17 protein-coding genes are annotated in these 16,793 nt (G+C 65.2%); 9 read left to right on the top strand and 8 right to left on the bottom strand.

The features are described from left to right. Positions 1–184 precede the first annotated feature (184 nt). Positions 185–934 (bottom strand): helix-turn-helix domain-containing protein, encoded by a 750-nt coding sequence (locus tag AC1ZV1_RS07355; RefSeq protein ID WP_484296122.1) that lies wholly within the window; start codon positions 932–934, stop codon positions 185–187. A gap of 249 nt (positions 935–1,183) precedes the next feature. Here AC1ZV1_RS07355 and AC1ZV1_RS07350 point away from each other — a divergent pair, with 249 nt between their 5' ends. Next, on the top strand, positions 1,184–3,232 hold the full coding sequence (locus tag AC1ZV1_RS07350) for a TonB-dependent receptor (protein WP_484296121.1): 2,049 nt from the start codon (positions 1,184–1,186) through the stop codon (positions 3,230–3,232). 4 nt (positions 3,233–3,236) lie between these two features. Here AC1ZV1_RS07350 and AC1ZV1_RS07345 read toward each other — a convergent pair whose 3' ends face one another. Then, positions 3,237–4,115, bottom strand: coding sequence for an ATP-binding protein (locus AC1ZV1_RS07345; RefSeq protein ID WP_484296120.1), 879 nt, complete (start codon positions 4,113–4,115; stop codon positions 3,237–3,239). Between the two features lie 84 nt (positions 4,116–4,199). On the opposite strand from AC1ZV1_RS07345, the gene AC1ZV1_RS07340 reads away from it, so the two are divergent. The 8 genes from AC1ZV1_RS07340 to cmoB all read left to right on the top strand — a co-directional run bounded on the left by AC1ZV1_RS07340 (position 4,200) and on the right by cmoB (position 12,071). Then, positions 4,200–5,006 carry an AraC family transcriptional regulator gene (locus AC1ZV1_RS07340; protein ID WP_484296119.1) on the top strand — a complete coding sequence of 269 codons (807 nt, stop codon included), beginning with the start codon at positions 4,200–4,202 and terminating at the stop codon, positions 5,004–5,006. Between the two features lie 118 nt (positions 5,007–5,124). Then, a complete protein-coding gene (gene lon / locus AC1ZV1_RS07335) occupies positions 5,125–7,524 on the top strand; it encodes an endopeptidase La (protein WP_484296118.1) in 2,400 nt (799 codons plus the stop codon). 155 nt (positions 7,525–7,679) lie between these two features. Next, positions 7,680–8,075: a protease inhibitor I42 family protein gene (locus AC1ZV1_RS07330; RefSeq protein WP_484296117.1), complete on the top strand. Its 396-nt coding sequence runs from the start codon at positions 7,680–7,682 to the stop codon at positions 8,073–8,075. 94 nt (positions 8,076–8,169) lie between these two features. Further along, complete coding sequence (locus AC1ZV1_RS07325; RefSeq protein ID WP_484296116.1) at positions 8,170–8,844, top strand: lysoplasmalogenase; 675 nt, start codon at positions 8,170–8,172, stop codon at positions 8,842–8,844. Position 8,845: 1 nt separating this feature from the next. Continuing rightward, the gene (locus AC1ZV1_RS07320) at positions 8,846–9,592 is read left to right on the top strand and encodes a substrate-binding periplasmic protein (RefSeq protein WP_484296115.1); all 747 of its coding nucleotides are present in this window, start codon (positions 8,846–8,848) and stop codon (positions 9,590–9,592) included. 87 nt (positions 9,593–9,679) lie between these two features. Next, positions 9,680–10,252, top strand: coding sequence for a hypothetical protein (locus tag AC1ZV1_RS07315; RefSeq protein WP_081517641.1), 573 nt, complete (start codon positions 9,680–9,682; stop codon positions 10,250–10,252). A gap of 113 nt (positions 10,253–10,365) precedes the next feature. Continuing rightward, entirely contained in the window at positions 10,366–11,106 is a 741-nt protein-coding gene (cmoA, locus tag AC1ZV1_RS07310) for a carboxy-S-adenosyl-L-methionine synthase CmoA (RefSeq protein WP_484296114.1), read from the top strand. After that, positions 11,103–12,071 carry a tRNA 5-methoxyuridine(34)/uridine 5-oxyacetic acid(34) synthase CmoB gene (cmoB, locus tag AC1ZV1_RS07305; protein ID WP_484296113.1) on the top strand — a complete coding sequence of 323 codons (969 nt, stop codon included), beginning with the start codon at positions 11,103–11,105 and terminating at the stop codon, positions 12,069–12,071. Before cmoA ends, cmoB begins: the two co-directional genes overlap by 4 nt. A 195-nt stretch (positions 12,072–12,266) precedes the next feature. Here cmoB and pdxJ read toward each other — a convergent pair whose 3' ends face one another. The 6 genes from pdxJ to lepB all read right to left on the bottom strand — a co-directional run bounded on the left by pdxJ (position 12,267) and on the right by lepB (position 16,792). After that, positions 12,267–13,010 (bottom strand): pyridoxine 5'-phosphate synthase, encoded by a 744-nt coding sequence (gene pdxJ, locus AC1ZV1_RS07300; protein WP_484296112.1) that lies wholly within the window; start codon positions 13,008–13,010, stop codon positions 12,267–12,269. Further along, positions 13,003–13,707 (bottom strand): DNA repair protein RecO, encoded by a 705-nt coding sequence (recO, locus tag AC1ZV1_RS07295; protein ID WP_484296111.1) that lies wholly within the window; start codon positions 13,705–13,707, stop codon positions 13,003–13,005. Before recO ends, pdxJ begins: the two co-directional genes overlap by 8 nt. Positions 13,708–13,793: 86 nt before the next feature. Beyond that, complete coding sequence (gene era / locus AC1ZV1_RS07290; protein WP_484296110.1) at positions 13,794–14,735, bottom strand: GTPase Era; 942 nt, start codon at positions 14,733–14,735, stop codon at positions 13,794–13,796. Beyond that, positions 14,728–15,354 carry a ribonuclease III gene (rnc, locus tag AC1ZV1_RS07285; protein WP_231387805.1) on the bottom strand — a complete coding sequence of 209 codons (627 nt, stop codon included), beginning with the start codon at positions 15,352–15,354 and terminating at the stop codon, positions 14,728–14,730. The genes era and rnc overlap by 8 nt, the downstream gene beginning before the upstream one ends. Before the next feature lie 62 nt (positions 15,355–15,416). Then, positions 15,417–15,794: a DUF4845 domain-containing protein gene (locus AC1ZV1_RS07280; RefSeq protein WP_081517635.1), complete on the bottom strand. Its 378-nt coding sequence runs from the start codon at positions 15,792–15,794 to the stop codon at positions 15,417–15,419. A gap of 143 nt (positions 15,795–15,937) precedes the next feature. Continuing rightward, positions 15,938–16,792, bottom strand: a complete 855-nt coding sequence (gene lepB / locus AC1ZV1_RS07275; RefSeq protein WP_484296109.1) for a signal peptidase I — start codon at positions 16,790–16,792, stop codon at positions 15,938–15,940. Position 16,793: the final 1 nt, after the last annotated feature.

Here is a 16,793-nt window from a genome sequence, read left to right as displayed (position 1 = left end):
GGCTGTTGTTCTTGGCTTGACCGGGTTGCACCTTGGAACACCAGCAACGCGGTGGGCGGACTCTATGGGTTGCACCCAACAGAATTCTTGCTGAAAGCTCTGGAGTTCTTGCAGAAGACTCCGGCACCCGGAGGCCGGCAATTGACCGGTCGATCAACATCCAGGGCCAGGCAGGCCAGCGGATTCAGCAGCGGCGCAGGCTGCCCGGGGTCAATCCGAGGTAACGGCGCATCGCAGTGGTCAGCGCACTCTGGCTGGAGAAACCGCATTCTCCGGCCACGTTCACCAGGGGCAGGTCGGTTTCCCGCAGCAGCCGCGCGGCTCGATCCAAACGCTGACGCAGCAGGTACTGGTGCGGCGTGAGGCCGACACGGTCCTTGAACTGCGCGTGGAAGTGACTGGGGCTCAGGCAGGCGACCTGTGCCAGCTCGGCCACGGTGATGCGCCGGGACAGGTGCTCGGCGATGTAGCCGTCCAGCCGCTCCAGGTCCAGCGGCCCGCTGCGCGGCGCGCGGTCCTCGCTGAACAGACGCAGGTGCAAGGCCCGCAGCAGCACACCGCCCAGGGCACGGGCGAGCAAGGGATCATCACCATAGCGGGCGATTTCGGCACCGGCGTAGCTGAGCAGATGTTGGAAATCCGCATCCAGGGTCGGGTAGCGCGGCACCTCGAACAGCCGCGCCAGCAGCTCGCGATCCTGCTCGCCCGTTCCGGCCTCGCTCAGATCGAGGATCAACATCCGGTTGTCACCGAGCCCGGCGAACGCGTGCCCCACATCCCCCGGCACCAGGCAGGCGCGCATCCGGCACACCTCGCCGCCTGCACCGTCAATCTCGAATGCCGCGCGGCCGCTCAGGGACATCACCAACTGGTGATGGTCATGGGCGTGCTGATCGGTCTGGTCGGACAGCGTGGCGAGGCGAGTATCGAACATGGCGCTGGGTGATCAAATTTTGAGCATGGTACGGGATTCGGCCAGGCCTGCCCAGACAGCAGGTGCAACCTGGCGCAACTCACCTGTCCGCTTCGCACTAAATCATCTAAGCCTGCAAAGCTTGCTAACTGATAGATATGTTATGTTATAACAAATAACGCATTCCCACCTCCCCTTCCCCGCCGCTCGGCGCATTCCTGTTCTCGAGGGAGGGGTTCGCTTTGCCAGAAGAAAAACCAGGAGTTCGTCATGTCCCCATCCCTTCCCCGTCCCAGCTGGCGTCTAGCCCCGCTGAGCCTGGCCCTGTGCGCCGCCATGCCGGCGCTGGCCGCGACCGCCCCCACCGAGCTGGAACCCCAGGTGATCACCGCCAATCCGCTGGGCGACGCCACGCCCGCCGCGCCCAGCAGCGTCCTGCAGGGCGACGAGCTGACCCTGCGACAGAAAGGCAGCCTGGGTGAAACCCTCAACGGCACGCCAGGCGTTTCCTCCACCTGGTTCGGCCCCGGCGCCAGCCGCCCGGTAATCCGTGGCATGGACGGCGACCGTATCCGCATCCTGCGCAACGGCGTAGGCGCGCTGGACGCGTCCTCGCTGTCCTACGACCACGCCGTGCCGGAAGATCCCAACGTGGTCGAGCGCATCGAAGTCGTGCGCGGCCCGGCCGCCCTGCTCTACGGCGGCAGCGCCATCGGCGGCGTGGTCAACAGCTTCGACAACCGCATCCCCAGCGAACCGGTGGACGGCATCCACGGCCAGGGCGAGCTGCGCTACGGCGGCTCGGACACCACCCGCAGCGCTGCCGGCGCGCTGGAAGCCGGCGACGGCACCTTCGCCCTGCACCTGGACGCCGGCTCCCGCGAGTTCAACGACCTGCGCATCCCCGGCTATGCCCACTCGGCGCGTCAACGCCAGACCGATAGCGATGACGCCAAGCACCGCGTGAACAACAGCGACGGTCGCCAGGACAGCGGCGCCATCGGCGGTAGTTACCACTGGGATCACGGCTATGCCGGCCTGTCCTACAGCGGCTACGACAGCAACTATGGCTCGCCCGCCGAAGAGGACGTACGCCTGAAGATGCAGCAGGACCGCTACGCCTTCGCTTCGGAAATCCGCGACCTCGACGGCCCCTTCAGCTCGGTGAAGCTGGACGCCGCCTACACCGAGTACCAGCACAAGGAAATCGAGGACGGCGAAACCGGCACCACCTTCAAGAACGATGGCTACGAGGCGCGCATAGAGGCGCGGCACAAGCCTATCGGCCCGCTGGACGGCGTGATCGGCGCGCAGGTCGCCAACAGCCGCTTCTCTGCGCTGGGCGAAGAGGCCTTCGTGCCCCACACCGAGACCGACAGCGCCGCGCTGTTCTTCCTGGAAAACTGGCAGGCCAGCGAACGCCTGGCACTGAACCTGGGCGGCCGCGTCGAGCACACGCGCATCGAGCCCAACGCCAAGGACAACGAGCGCTTCGCCGAGAATGACGGTTCGCGCAGCTTCACCGCGGGCAGCCTGTCCACGGGCGCGGTGTACACGCTGACCTCGATCTGGTCGCTGGCAGGCACCCTGGCCTACACCGAGCGGGCACCGACCTTCTACGAGCTGTATGCCAACGGTGCCCACGCGGCGACCGGCACCTATGAAGTGGGCGATGCCGACGCAAGCAAGGAAAAAGCCGTCTCCACCGACCTCGCCCTGCGCTTCGACAACGGCCGCCACAAGGGCAGCGTCGGCGTGTTCTACAGCCGCTTCTCCAACTACATCGGCCTGCTGGCCAGCGGGCGCTACCGCGACGAGGAAGGCGCAGTGGTCGACGCCGGCGACGACGAAGCGCTGCCCGAATACCTCTACAGTGGCGTGAAGGCAGACTTCTATGGCGTCGAGGCGCAGGACCGCATCCACCTGCTGGACAGTCCCTACGGTCGCTTCGACCTGGAGCTCTCCGGCGACTACACCCGCGCGAAGAACAAGGACACCGGCGAAGCCCTGCCGCGCATCGCCCCGCTGCGCCTGAACAGCGCACTGCTGTGGGAACTTCAGCAATGGCAGGCGCGGGTCGACGTGGAGTACGCCGCCGACCAGAACCGCGTGCCGGAGAACGAACTGCGCACCGACGGCTACACCACCCTGGGCGCCAGTGTCGGCTACCGCTTCGACCTGGGCGACAGCCGCTGGTTGGCCTTCGTCAAGGGCGAGAACCTGACCAACCAGACCGTGCGCTACGCCAGCTCCATCCTGCGCGACAGCGTGCCGGCCGGTGGGCGTGGCATCCAGGCCGGCGTGAAGGTGGCGTTCTGATGCTCTAGAGCTGACGCCCGGCGTAATCCCGGGCGAACTGCGCGGCGATCCGCCCGGACCGTGACCCGCGATGGGTTGCCCAGCGGATCGCCGCCTGCTCCCACTCCTCCTGCCGAACGCCACCCAGTCCATGGGACTCCAGCCAGCGCCCGACCGCCTCCAGGTACTGCTCCTGGCTGAAGGCATAAAAAGATATCCACAGGCCGAAGCGCTCGGAGAGCGAGATCTTCTCCTCCACCGCCTCGCCGGGGTGCAACTCGCCGCTCTCGCTGCGCTGGAAGGACAGGTTGTCCTCGGCGCGCTCGGCCAGCAGGTGGCGGCGATTGGACGTCGCGTAGATCAGCACGTTGCCGGACTGTCCGGCCACCGAGCCGTCGAGCACGGTCTTCAGCCCCTTGTAGCCGGTCTCGCCATCCTCGAAGGACAGGTCGTCGCAGAACAGGATGAAGCGCTCCCGGCGGTGACGCAGCAGGTCGATGATCTGCGGCAGGTCGGCCAGGTGCTCCTTGTCCACCTCGATCAGGCGCAATCCTTCCGTGTGGAAGGCATGCAGGCAGGCCTTCACCAGCGAACTCTTGCCGGTGCCGCGCGCGCCGGTCAGCAGCACGTTGTTGGCCGGGCGGCCGGACACAAACTGGCGGGTGTTCTGCTCGATCAGCGCCTTCTGGCGGTCGACGTTACGCAGGTCGTCGAAGGCGATCAACGCCGGCTCGGTCACCGCTGTCAGGCGTGGCTGGCCCTGGCGGTACTCCCAGAGGTGAGCGATGGCGCCCTCTTCCAGCGCCAGCTCGGCGCGGGTCGGCAGGGATTGTTCGAGCAACCGGGCGATACGCGCCAGTTGGTCGGTGATGGAGGCCAGGGCATTGATGGAAAGCTCGGTCATGGCGGGATCATCGAAGCAGATGGGGACTGTTCAGCAGACTAACGATGGAGGAAAGTGGCCGTCTAACGACAAACAGGCATTCAGATGCGCAAAAAGGATATTTCAGCCCAGCCACTGGACAACCATGGCGACGAACGGGCGGCCAGCCCGGTAGCCGCGATTGCCCTGGACTTTCCCGACGGTCACCAGGTGCCTGCCCACAGCCACCACCGTGCGCAACTGCTTTACGCCGTGCGCGGCGTGCTGGTAGTGGGCAGTGCCAGCGGCCAGTGGGTGGTGCCGGACAACCGTGGCCTGTGGATACCTGGCGGCGTGGAGCACTGGACGCGCATGGTCGGCGACGTGCAGGTGCGTACCCTTTATGTCGAGCCGGGCAGCGCCCCGCACCTGCCGCCGGACTGCTGCGTGCTGGCGGTCTCGCCGCTGCTGCGGGAGCTGATCCTCGCGGCGCTGTCGATCAGCGGCGAAGTCACCCCGGATTCCCGCGACGGCCGCGTCCTCGGCCTGATGCTGGATGAACTGCGCGAAGACCCCATGCTGCCGCTGCACCTGCCGCTGCCCGCCCATCCACGCCTGCGTGCGCTGTGCCAGGCCATCCAGGCGCAGCCCGGGGACACCGCCAGCCTTGGCGACTGGGCCGCCCGGCTGAGCGTCGACAGCAAGACGGTACAGCGCTGGTTCTTCGCCGAAACCGGGCTGACCTTCGGCCAATGGCGGCAACAGGCACGGCTTCTGGCTGCGCTGGAGCGCTTGGCCCTGGGCGAAAGCGTGCTGAGCGTGGCGCTGGAAGTCGGCTACAGCACGCCCAGCGCCTTCAGCGCCATGTTCAGCCGCCAGTTCGGCCGGCCGCCCAGCGATTTCCTGCGCCCGCGCCCGCTAATCCGCTCGTAAGCTCCGCTGGCACACAATCGGCAGGAACATCTTCGGACACATCCTTCCATGCGATGGGATTGAAACCCCGAGCCGGTTTCCCCATCTAGACTGTCATGTTCAATCAGTCAGGTGCCTCATGAGCGACCACGACGAGATTCACGATATCCATAGCGCCGAAGAGGTCAGCAACACCGGGCTGGTGTTGCCGGGACAGAACCTGCCGACCACGGTCTACGTCATCCCGATCCACAATCGCCCGTTCTTCCCGGCGCAGGTGCTGCCGGTGATCGTCAACGAGGAGCCGTGGGCCGAGACGCTGGAACTGGTCGCCAAGACCGAGCACCACAGCCTGGCGCTGTTCTTCATGGAGAACCCGCCGGAAGACCCGCGCCACTTCGACCCGGAGAGCCTGCCCGAGCACGGCACCCTGGTGCGCGTGCACCACGCCAGCCGCGAGGGCGGCAAGCTGCAGTTCGTCGCCCAGGGGCTGTCGCGCGTGCGCATCCGCGGCTGGATCAAGCGCCATCGCCCACCCTTCCTGGTGGAGGTGGAATATCCGCACACCCCCAGCGACCCGAGCGACGAGGTGAAGGCCTATGGCATGGCCCTGATCAACGCGATCAAGGAACTGCTGCCGCTCAACCCGCTGTACAGCGAAGAGCTGAAGAACTACCTCAACCGCTTCAACCCCAACGATCCGTCGCCGCTGACCGACTTCGCCGCCGCACTCACCACTGCGCCCGGCGCCGAGCTGCAGGGCGTGCTGGATACCGTGCCGATGCTCAAGCGCATGGAGAAGGTGCTGCCGCTGCTGCGCAAGGAAGTGGAAGTGGCGCGCCTGCAGAAGGAGCTGTCCGCCGAGGTCAATCGCAAGATCGGCGAGCGCCAGCGGGAGTTCTTCCTGCAGGAACAGCTGAAGATCATCCAGCAGGAGCTGGGCATCACCAAGGACGACAAGAGCGCCGACTCCGATGAATTCCGCGCACGCCTGGACGGCAAGACCCTGCCCGACCAGGCGAAGAAGCGCATCGACGAAGAGCTGAACAAGCTGTCGATCCTCGAGACCGGCTCCCCGGAATACGCCGTCACGCGCAACTACCTCGACTGGGCGACGTCCGTCCCGTGGGGCCTGATGGGTGTCGACAAGCTCGACCTCAAGCACGCCCGCAAGGTCCTCGACCGCCACCACTCCGGTCTGGAAGACGTGAAGGACCGTATCCTCGAATTCCTTGCGGTCGGCACCTTCAAGGGCGAGATCGCCGGCTCCATCGTGCTATTGGTCGGCCCGCCGGGCGTAGGCAAGACCAGCATCGGCAAGTCCATCGCCGAAAGCCTGGGGCGGCCGTTCTACCGCTTCAGCGTCGGCGGCATGCGTGACGAGGCCGAGATCAAGGGCCACCGCCGCACCTACATCGGCGCCCTGCCCGGCAAACTGGTGCAGGCGCTGAAGGACGTGGAGGTGATGAACCCGGTGATCATGCTCGACGAGATCGACAAGCTCGGCAGCAGCTACCAGGGCGATCCCGCCTCGGCGCTGCTGGAGACGCTCGATCCCGAGCAGAACGTGGAGTTCCTCGACCACTACCTGGACCTGCGCCTGGACCTGTCCAAGGTGCTGTTCGTGTGTACCGCCAACACCCTGGACTCCATCCCCGGCCCGCTGCTGGACCGCATGGAAGTCATCCGCCTGTCCGGCTACATCGCCGAGGAGAAGCTGGCCATCGCCAAGCGTCACCTGTGGCCCAAGCAGTTGGAAAAGGCCGGCGTGCCGAAGCATCGCCTGTCGATCAACGACGCCGCCCTGCGCGCGGTGATCGAGGGCTACGCCCGCGAGGCCGGCGTGCGCCAGCTGGAGAAAGTGCTCGGCAAGCTGGTGCGCAAGTCGGTGATGAAGCTGCTGGAAGACCCGGAGTCGGTGGTGAAGATCGGCGCCAAGGACCTGGAGGAATACCTCGGCATGCCGGTGTTCCGCACCGAGCAGGTGCTCTCCGGCGTCGGCGTGATCACCGGCCTGGCCTGGACCAGCATGGGCGGCGCGACCCTGCCCATCGAGGCAACGCGGATCCATACGCTGAACCGGGGCTTCAAGCTCACCGGACAACTGGGCGACGTGATGAAGGAGTCGGCGGAGATCGCCTACAGCTACATCAGTTCGCACCTGAAGAAGTATGGCGGCGAGTCGACCTTCTTCGACCAGGCCTTCGTCCACCTGCACGTCCCCGAGGGCGCCACGCCCAAGGACGGCCCCAGCGCCGGTGTCACCATGGCCAGCGCCCTGCTGTCCCTGGCGCGCAACCAGGCACCGAAGAAAGGCGTGGCCATGACCGGCGAGCTGACCCTGACCGGCCAGGTGCTGCCCATTGGTGGCGTGCGCGAGAAGGTCATCGCGGCGCGCCGGCAGAAGATCTTCGAGCTGATCCTGCCCGAGCCCAACCGCGGCGACTTCGAGGAGCTGCCGGAGTACCTGAAGGAAGGCCTGACGGTGCATTTCGCGAAACGCTTCGGGGATGTGGCGAAGGTGCTGTTCCCGGCCTGATGCCCTGAACACACCTGTAGGAGCGCGCCAATGGGGCGCTCCTACAGGTCAGCTCCATCGCACGTACGGAACGCATCCCGTCCCCCTTCGAAGCATCTCCTTCCCACACGATTGCGTTATCCTGCGGCCCAACCTGTCCCCTTCCAGGAGCCGTCATGCCGTCGTATCGCTCGTTGCTGCCTCTCACCCTGGCCCTACTCGCCGGTTGCGCCGGGCAAACCAAGCCCGTGGTCACCCTGGAAGACGCCAGCGACTGCAAGCCGTTGAAACTGCATGCCGGCCAGGAGCTGGTGCTGATCCTGCCGAGCAACCCCACCACCGGTTTCCGCTGGGAAATGCGCAACGCCGCCAACGGCCTGCTGCGCGCCCTCGGCCCCGAGGTCTACAGCAACCCGGAAGACGCCGGTCTGGTCGGCAGCGCCGGCGAATCCACCTGGCGCTTCCGCGTGACCGCCGCTGGCGAGGACACACTGGAACTGGCCTACCGCCGCCCCTGGGAAGCGGAAGTGCCGCCGGCAAAGACCTTCGTCTGCCCCATCGCGGTGAAATAAGGCGCCATAAGCCCCTCGCGCTGACGCCTTCGGCCTGTGGGCCGGGTGCGGCGCTGCGGCACAGTGAGCGCTCAATTCTTCGGGAGGGAACCCCATGCGCTGGGCACTATTGGCACTGATCGGCGGTGCCGCCTACCTGTTCGCCGTCACCTTCGATCTGCCCGCCGTGCGCATGCTGTGCAAGCCGCTGCCGGTACTGGCCATGCTGTTCTGGATACTGGGCACACCCGCTGATGGCTATCGTCGCTGGGTCGCCATCGGCCTGGTGCTGTCGATGCTCGGCGACATCCTGCTGGAATGGCCGATCAACGCCTTCGTGCCCGGACTCGCCGCTTTCCTGCTGGCACACCTCGCCTACCTCGTCGCCTACCTGGGCGACACCCGCCGCGTCGCGCCACTCGGACTGCTGGTTGCCGGCGTACTGGGGGGCAGCCTGTTCGCCCTGCTCTACAGTCGCGGACTCGGCCCGCTACTGCTGCCCATCGCGCTCTACAGCCTCACCATCAGCAGCATGCTCTGGCGTGCCATCGCCCGCCTGGGCGTGCCTTCCGTCGCCCATGCCAGCCGGGTCTACGCCGCGCTGGGCGCACTGCTGTTCGTCAGCTCCGACGCGATGATCGGCATCAGCCGTTTCGTCGCCGCCTTCGACGGCTCCTCCTACGCCATCATGCTCACCTACTGGCTTGGCCAGTTCGGTATTGCCGCCTCCGTCACATCCCGTCATATCGCTCTGCCATACTCGGAAGGACACGTCACTACCCGAGCCTGACATGCTGCGAATCGCGTCACCGCTGCTGCTCCTCTGTTCGGCGCTGGCCGGCGCCGAACCCCTGCGCCTGGCCGGCGACGACTGGTGTCCCTACCTCTGCCCGAACGATTCGGAAAAACCCGGCTACCTGCTCGAGGCCCTCGGCCATGTACTGCCACAACCGCCACAGTTCGAACCCCTGCCCTGGCCGCGGGCCCTGCAAATGGCCCGGGAGGGCCTGGTGGACGGGGTGGTCGGCGCCTATAGCGAAGAGTCCGAGGAGCTGCTGATCGGCGAGGAACCCATCGGCTGGGTGACCATGCGTTTCTATGTACGCAGCGACAATCCCTGGACCTGGAAGGGCTCGGCCTCGCTGAGCAGCCAGTCCATCGGACTCGCCCAGGGATATTCCTACGGCCAGGAAATGGACACCTGGCGCGATCAGCACCTGGACAATCATGAGCAGGTGCAGGTGCTCAGCGGCGAGAAAGTCCTCGAACGCAACATCCAGAAGCTGCTGCTCGGGCGCATCACGGTGCTGCTCGAAGACAGCCAGATCGTCGAGCACTACCTGAACCGCCACGGCCTGGCAGAACGCATCCAACCCGCCGGCGAACTCGCCGACAAACGCCCGATGTACGTCGCGCTCAATCCGCACCTGGACGGTGTGCAGGAGCGCCTCGCGGACCTCGATGAAGGACTGCGCGAACTACGCCGCAACGACCAGTGGAAAACCCTGATGCAGGGTTATGGAATCGCCGTTGACTAGTCCGGCGAAGGCGTGAGAAAAGTCCGGCAGAGCCCTCTGTCATCGGCTATAGATCAATCATAAGAGACTGGGAATAAGGGGAGCTCCATGCGTGCAGTAGTTCGCTCGATGTTGTTGCTGGGAGCCTGCCTGACACTCTCGGCCTGTGGCAGTTTACTGCCCAGCGAACGCGCGGAAGTGCAATCGCCATTCCTGGATTACCAGGATGCACAGAGCCGCTACAACCAGGTCGATCCTGGCAAGACCACCAAGTCGCAACTCTACGCACTGGGCTTCGATCCGCTGTCCCAGGGCAACGCCAAGATGCTGTCGTTCATCGACGTGCGCCTGCTCTTCGTGCAACCCAACATACCCATCGACTACCTGCCCGACGGCCTGGTGACCTGCCTGCAGGCCAAGGATCGCTGCGTCGGCTACGCCTTCGACTTCAACAAGACCGACAGCCAGCGCGTAGGCAGCTTCTGGGCCGACATCTTCAACTTCCGCAAGCGCCGCCAGGTGCAGGGCTGGTCGTTCCGCCCGGTGTTCGTGCTGATCGACGACGTGGTGGTGCACAAGACCAGCAACGGCGAGCCGAACATCCGCCGCATGGAAGACAAGAAGAACCCGCTCGGGCCACTGCAGGGCGCCGGCGAGTACTTCTCCGACCAACTCAAGTGACCCTTATCGCCTGAAGCTTGGGCGCACCCGGCGCCTCGGCTACAATGCGCGCCCCGGCAAACCGGGCGCGCCGCGCCCCGTTGCCTGTTCAGCGTAGCGAGGCCCCATCCAGCGTGAGCGAATCCGACCGCATCTTCGCCCAGCCGCAAAGCCAGGTTCCCGACTTCACCTTCAACGAGGACGTGGTGCGCGTCTTCCCGGACATGATCAAGCGATCGGTACCGGGCTACCCCACCATCGTCGAGAACATCGGTGTGCTTGGCGCGCGCTTCGCAGCCCCAGGCAGCGTGCTGTACGACCTCGGCTGCTCGCTGGGCGCCGTGACCCAGGCACTGCGGCGCCACGTGAAGACCGAAGGCTGCCGCGTCATCGGCGTCGACAATTCCGCCCCGATGATCGAGCGCTGCGGCGAGTACCTGCGCGCGCAGGACGCCATGCACCAGGAACTGCTGCCGGTCGAGTTGATCGAGGCGGACATCCTTTCCCTGGACCTCAAACCCTGCTCGCTGATCGCACTGAACTTCACCCTGCAGTTCATCGCCCCCGAACAACGCCTGGACCTGCTCACCCGCCTGCACGGCGCCCTGCTGCCCGGCGGCGCGCTTATCCTCTCGGAAAAGCTGCGCTTCGCCGATGAGCAGGAGCACGAGTTGCTCACCGACCTGCACATCGACTTCAAGCGCGCCAACGGCTACAGCGAACTGGAAATCGCCCAGAAGCGCACGGCCATCGAGAACGTCATGCGCCCCGATACCCTGGAGACCCACCGTGAACGCCTGCTGGCGGCCGGTTTCTCCAAGGTCGTGCCCTGGTTCCAGTGCCTCAATTTCGCTTCCCTGATTGCCCTGCCATGATCGAACGCTTCGACCTCGACCGCCTGCGCCTTGAACTGGCCGGCACGCCGCTGGAATCCTGGGCCGCCTCGCTGCCCGCGCAACTGGCCGCCAAGGTCGACGATGGCCACGGCGACCTGGAGCGCTGGCTGGCCGCGGTGGATCGCCTGCCGGAACTGCAAGCGGCCGCCATCGAGTTGCGCGAGCGCTTCAATCTCGAGGGTGACTGCAACGAGGACACCCGCACGCAACTCACGCTTGCGCTGCAGGGGTTGATCCCATGGCGCAAGGGGCCATTCAACCTGTTCGGCGTGCACATCGACACCGAATGGCGCTCGGACTGGAAATGGGCGCGCGTCTCGCCGCACATCGACCTGGCGGGCAAGCGCGTCCTCGACGTCGGCTGCGGCAACGGCTACTACCAGTGGCGCATGCTCGGCGCCGGCGCGCGTAGCGTGGTGGGCGTAGACCCGAATTGGCTGTTCTTCTGCCAGTTCCTCGCGATGAAACGCTACCTGCCGGACCTGCCGGCCTGGCACCTGCCCTTCGCCCTGGAAGACCTGCCCGAGAAGCTGGAAGGCTTCGATACCGTGTTCTCCATGGGCGTGCTCTACCACCGCCGCTCGCCCATCGACCACCTGCTGGCGCTCAAGGACTGCCTGCGCCGTGGCGGCGAGCTGGTGCTGGAAACCCTGGTGGTAGAAGGCGACGTGAACACCGTGCTGGTGCCCGAGGACCGTTACGCGCAGATGCGCAACGTGTGGTTCCTGCCGTCGGTGCCGGCACTGGAGCTGTGGCTGCGTCGTGCGGGCTTCACCGACGTACGCAGCGTGGACATCAGCCTCACCTCGGTGGAAGAACAGCGTGCCACCGACTGGATGCGCTATCAGTCACTGCCGGACTTCCTCGATCCGAACGATCACCGCCGCACCATCGAGGGCCTGCCGGCGCCGCTGCGCGCCACCCTGGTCGCGCGCAAGCCTTGATCTGCCTGTAATGCGAGGGGCATAGCTCGCTTGCATCAAGCGCTGTGCAGTTGCCTGCCCTCTCCCGCAAGGGAGAGGGCGCCCTGGCCAGCTCGGTGCCTCGCTTGATGCCGAACAGTCCCCTCTCCCTTCAGAGAGAGGGTTAGGGAGCGGGGAATTCTCTGGCACGAATGTCCAGATGAAACCCTTCGCCCATCAGCGGTTGGCGGCCGCCACGATCAGCGCCTTCATCTCGGCAACCGCCTGCTTGAAGCCCACGAACAGCGCATGGGCGACGATGGCGTGGCCGATGTTCAGTTCGTTGATCCCGGCGATGGCGGCGACCGGCTCGGCGTTGTGGTAATGCAGGCCGTGGCCGGCATTGACGATCAGGCCGTGGGACAAACCGAACTCCACGCCATCACGGATACGCGCCAGCTCATGGGCGGCTTCGGCCGGATTGTGGGCGTCGGCATAGCGGCCGGTGTGCAGCTCCACAGCCGGTGCGCCGATACGGGCGGAAGCCTCGATCTGACGCTGGTCCGGATCGATGAACAGCGACACCTCGCAGCCGGCAGCGGCCAGGCGCTGCACCGCGTCGCGAATCCGTGCCTCCTGGCCGGCGATGTCCAGGCCACCTTCGGTGGTGAGCTCCTGGCGAGTCTCCGGGACCAGGCAGACATGAGCCGGGCGGATGATCTCGGCGAACTTCATCATCTCCTCGGTGACGCCCATCTCGAAGTTCATGCGGGTCTGCAGGACTTCGGCCAGTACGCGCACATCACGGTCCTGGATGTGACGACGGTCTTCGCGCAGGTGCACGGTGATGCCGTCGGCGCCGGCTTCCTCGGCGTCCAGCGCGGCTTTCACCGGGTCGGGATAACGGGTGCCGCGGGCCTGGCGCAGGGTGGCGACGTGGTCGATGTTCACGCCGAGCAGGATACGGTTGGCTTCAGTCACGGGAGTTGTCCTTGCGATTCATGAAGAGCTCGCGGCTGACCAGGGGTCGGCCGCCAAGATGAGGTGCCAGGGCCTGGCGCATGAGGCGCTTGGCTGCCGCCAGGGCACCGGGTGCGCTCCAGTCGGCTTCGGCCATGGCCAGCAGGTCGGCACCGTGAAACAGCCCCGGCTGCAGGCTGCCGACCGGCTCGAGGCCCGCGTCGGGCAGCAGGCGGTAGAGACCGTCCGGCGCCACGCTCTGGCCGACGATATCGGTGTCCAGGGAAAAACCATAGCCCAGGTCGTCCAGCAGTCGCCATTCGAACGAGCGCAGCAGTGGTTCCAGCGGACTGCCGGCGGCCAGTAGCGGCAGCGTTGCACGGTAGTGCTCGAACAGCGCGGGATGCGGGTCTTCCGCCGGCAACAGGCGAATCATCAGCTCGTTCAGGTACAGGCCGCTGAACAGCGCCTCGCCACTGAGCAGATTGGGGATGCCGTTGGGCTCCAGGCGAACGACGTTCTTCAGGTCGCTGCGCCCGCGGAACTCGGCCTCCAGCGGCACGAACGGCCGCGCCAGCGCTCCCGCCTTGCCCCGCGCGCCACGCAGGACGGCACGCAGACGCCCCTGCGGCGTGAAGAAATCCACCAGCGCGCTGGTTTCCTTGTAGGGACGGCTGTGCAGGACGAAGGCGGCTTGGGCAGTAGAAGCGAGGCTCATGGCGCTGCGCCTGGAGTGAGAGTCGGGGAGGACGCACGCAGGCGCCCGAAGGGTGCGCCCCGCGATTGCTCGCGGGGCGTCAGGGGTCAGAGGTCGCCGTAGCCCAGCGAACGCAGAGCGCGCTCGTCGTCGGACCAGCCGCCCTTCACTTTCACCCAGAGGTTGAGCATGACCTTGGAGTCGAACAGCACTTCCATGTCCTTGCGGGCGTTCTGGCCGATGCTTTTGATGCGCTCGCCCTTCTCGCCGATGATGATCTTCTTCTGGCCATCGCGTTCGACCAGGATCAGCGCATGGATGTGCAGGATCGGACCGTCCTGCTTGAACTCCTCGATTTCCACGGTGACCTGGTACGGCAGCTCGGCACCCAGCTGGCGCATGATCTTCTCGCGTACCAGTTCGGCGGCGAGGAAGCGGCTGCTGCGATCGGTGATCTGGTCTTCCGGGAAGAAGTGCTCGCTCTCCGGCAGGCGCTCGGCCACCAGGCCTTCCAGTACATCGAGGTTCTGCCCGTGCTGGGCGGAAATCGGCACGACTTCGGCATTGGGCAACTGTTCGGCCAGCCACTGCAGGTGCGGCAGCAGATCGCCCTTGTCTTCCATGCGGTCGACCTTGTTCACCGCCAGCAGGACCGGGCAGCTCACATACTTGACCTTGTCATAGACCATCTGGTCTTCGTCGGTCCAGCGGTTACGGTCGACGACGAAGATCACCACGTCGACGTCCTTCAGCGCGGCGCTGGCCGAGCGATTCATGTAACGGTTCAGCGCCTTGTCGTTGTCCTTGTGCAGGCCAGGAGTGTCGACGTAGACCGCCTGCACATCACCCTCGGTCTTGATGCCCAGCAGGGTATGGCGAGTGGTCTGCGGCTTGCGCGAGGTGATCGCCAGCTTCTGCCCGAGGATATGGTTGAGCAGGGTCGACTTGCCCACATTGGGGCGGCCGACGATGGCGACGTAACCGCAACGTACGGCTCCTGCTTCATCGTGCCCGGATTGATCGTGCTGGTCTTGCTCGTGCTCACTCATGGCCATTCTCCACGCCCAGGGCTGCCAGCGCGGCGGCGGCGGCCACCTGCTCGGCAATGCGGCGGCTGCCGCCGTGACCGTGGGTCTTGTCGTTCAGCAGGGCAACCTCGCACTCGACGAAGAAAGTGCGGCAATGCGGCTCGCCCTGGATATCCACCACATCGTAACGCGGCAGTTCGCACCCACGGGACTGCAGGAACTCCTGCAGGCGGGTCTTGGGATCCTTGTTGGTATCCACCGGGGTCAGCTCGCGCAGCTGCGGGCCCAGCCAGGCCATGATCCGCTCGCGGGCGGAGTCCATGCCGGTGTCCAGATAGATGGCGCCGATCAGCGCTTCCATGGCGTCAGCCAGGATCGACTCGCGGCGATAACCGCCGCTCTTCAGCTCGCCCGAGCCCAGTCGCAGGTAATCCCCGATTTCGAATCCACGGGCCAGCAGGGCCAAGGTCTCGCCTTTCACCAGTCGCGCACGCAGGCGCGACAGCTGGCCTTCGCGGGCCTGGGGAAAGTGGGTGAACAGGGCTTCACCAATGACGAAGTTGAGGATGGCGTCGCCGAGGAATTCCAGGCGCTCGTTATTGCGCCCGGCAAAACTGCGATGGGTCAGCGCCAGGACCATCAGGTCCTGGTCGCGGAAGGTGTAGCCAAGCTTGCGCTCGAGTCGATCCAGACTGTTGTTACTCACGGCATTCGTACACGGAATTCTTTGTCAAATTTGACCACCAGGTCGATGTTCTGTACCAGTGGCTCGCGTTTTTCGTATTTCAGGTGGGCACGGAACTCGTTGTTCTCGAGCTTCACGTCCAGCGCATCGTCCAGCTTGAGATCACGGATGTTGTTGAGCATCAGCGCCTTGTCGACATAGGAGTAGAACTCCGGAACGGTGCGTACTTCGGCCGCCTTGTCGGTCTCAACCGAAGTAATGGCCTTTTCGATCGCGTAGTAGTCCAGGTAATGCGGGATGATCTTGAACGCGGCGCTGGCCAGGAACGCCACGACGGCGAGCACCACCAGCCAACCCAGCAACGACATTCCCTTCTGCGAACGTGCGTACGTCATATCGACCTCATGTCGGTATCTTTCTTATTCGCCCACCAGTCGTGGCGGGTCCAAGTGAAGCGGGGCTGCCTCGCTCCCCGCGTGCAGCCCCGCCCTTTTTCTAGCACCGATCCAGCCTTGTCGGCCTGGAGCGTCTCACAAGTTTAGTGAATCACACCGACTCGCGAGAAATTCGGCAGATTGCGCATCTTCGGATCCGGCCAGCTCATCCAGACCGCAAACGCCTTGCCGACGATATTGTGGTCCGGAACCATGCCCAGCAGCTCCTTCGGGATCTTCGGATCGTTCCAGTAGCGGCTGTCGTTGGAGTTGTCCCGGTTGTCGCCCATCATGAAGTAGTGGCCGGCCGGGACCTTCCACTGCTTACCCGGCTCGATGCGGAAGCGGGTCATTTCCTTGCGGATCATGTGCTCCACGGCGCCCAGCTTCTCCTGATACAGGGTCACGCTGCCCAGGGTGCCGGGCTCCTCGCCCACCAGCGACTCGGCCACGGCCTGGTCGTTGATGTAGAGGCGCTTGTCGCTGGTGTAGCGGATGGTGTCACCCGGTACGCCGATGACGCGTTTGATGTAGTTGATGTTCGGGTCGCTGGGATAGCGGAACACCATGACATCACCGCGCTGCGGATCCCCCACCGGGATCACCTTGGTGTCGAGCACCGGCAGGCGGATACCGTAGGCGAACTTGTTCACCAGGATGAAATCGCCCACTTCCAGGGTCGGCTTCATCGAGCCGGACGGGATCTGGAAGGGCTCGACCAGGAACGAACGCAGCACCAGCACGATGAACAGCACCGGGAAGAACGACTTGCCGTATTCGACCAGCACCGGTTCCTTGTTCAGCTTCTCCAGCACTTCCGGGTCGGCATCGCTGACCGAACCTTGGTAAGCCGAAATGGCCGCCCGACGGCGCGGTGCGAACAGCACCAGGTCAATCAGGGCGAGAACGCCGCATACCGCAACGGCAATCACCAGCAACAGCGGGAAATTCAGGGTCATA

The organism is Pseudomonas sp. BB438, assembly GCF_057180225.1.
This window is presented reverse-complemented; position numbering and strand designations above follow the sequence as displayed.

Coding starts and splice junctions, on each gene's coding strand:
- AC1ZV1_RS07355 (WP_484296122.1), bottom strand. CDS start 934: ATGTTCGATACTCGCCTCGCCACGCTGTCCGACCAGACCGATCAGCAC.
- AC1ZV1_RS07350 (WP_484296121.1), top strand. CDS start 1,184: ATGTCCCCATCCCTTCCCCGTCCCAGCTGGCGTCTAGCCCCGCTGAGC.
- AC1ZV1_RS07345 (WP_484296120.1), bottom strand. CDS start 4,115: ATGACCGAGCTTTCCATCAATGCCCTGGCCTCCATCACCGACCAACTG.
- AC1ZV1_RS07340 (WP_484296119.1), top strand. CDS start 4,200: ATGCGCAAAAAGGATATTTCAGCCCAGCCACTGGACAACCATGGCGAC.
- lon (WP_484296118.1), top strand. CDS start 5,125: ATGAGCGACCACGACGAGATTCACGATATCCATAGCGCCGAAGAGGTC.
- AC1ZV1_RS07330 (WP_484296117.1), top strand. CDS start 7,680: ATGCCGTCGTATCGCTCGTTGCTGCCTCTCACCCTGGCCCTACTCGCC.
- AC1ZV1_RS07325 (WP_484296116.1), top strand. CDS start 8,170: ATGCGCTGGGCACTATTGGCACTGATCGGCGGTGCCGCCTACCTGTTC.
- AC1ZV1_RS07320 (WP_484296115.1), top strand. CDS start 8,846: ATGCTGCGAATCGCGTCACCGCTGCTGCTCCTCTGTTCGGCGCTGGCC.
- AC1ZV1_RS07315 (WP_081517641.1), top strand. CDS start 9,680: ATGCGTGCAGTAGTTCGCTCGATGTTGTTGCTGGGAGCCTGCCTGACA.
- cmoB (WP_484296113.1), top strand. CDS start 11,103: ATGATCGAACGCTTCGACCTCGACCGCCTGCGCCTTGAACTGGCCGGC.
- recO (WP_484296111.1), bottom strand. CDS start 13,707: ATGAGCCTCGCTTCTACTGCCCAAGCCGCCTTCGTCCTGCACAGCCGT.
- era (WP_484296110.1), bottom strand. CDS start 14,735: ATGAGTGAGCACGAGCAAGACCAGCACGATCAATCCGGGCACGATGAA.
- rnc (WP_231387805.1), bottom strand. CDS start 15,354: ATGGTCCTGGCGCTGACCCATCGCAGTTTTGCCGGGCGCAATAACGAG.
- AC1ZV1_RS07280 (WP_081517635.1), bottom strand. CDS start 15,794: ATGACGTACGCACGTTCGCAGAAGGGAATGTCGTTGCTGGGTTGGCTG.
- lepB (WP_484296109.1), bottom strand. CDS start 16,792: ATGACCCTGAATTTCCCGCTGTTGCTGGTGATTGCCGTTGCGGTATGC.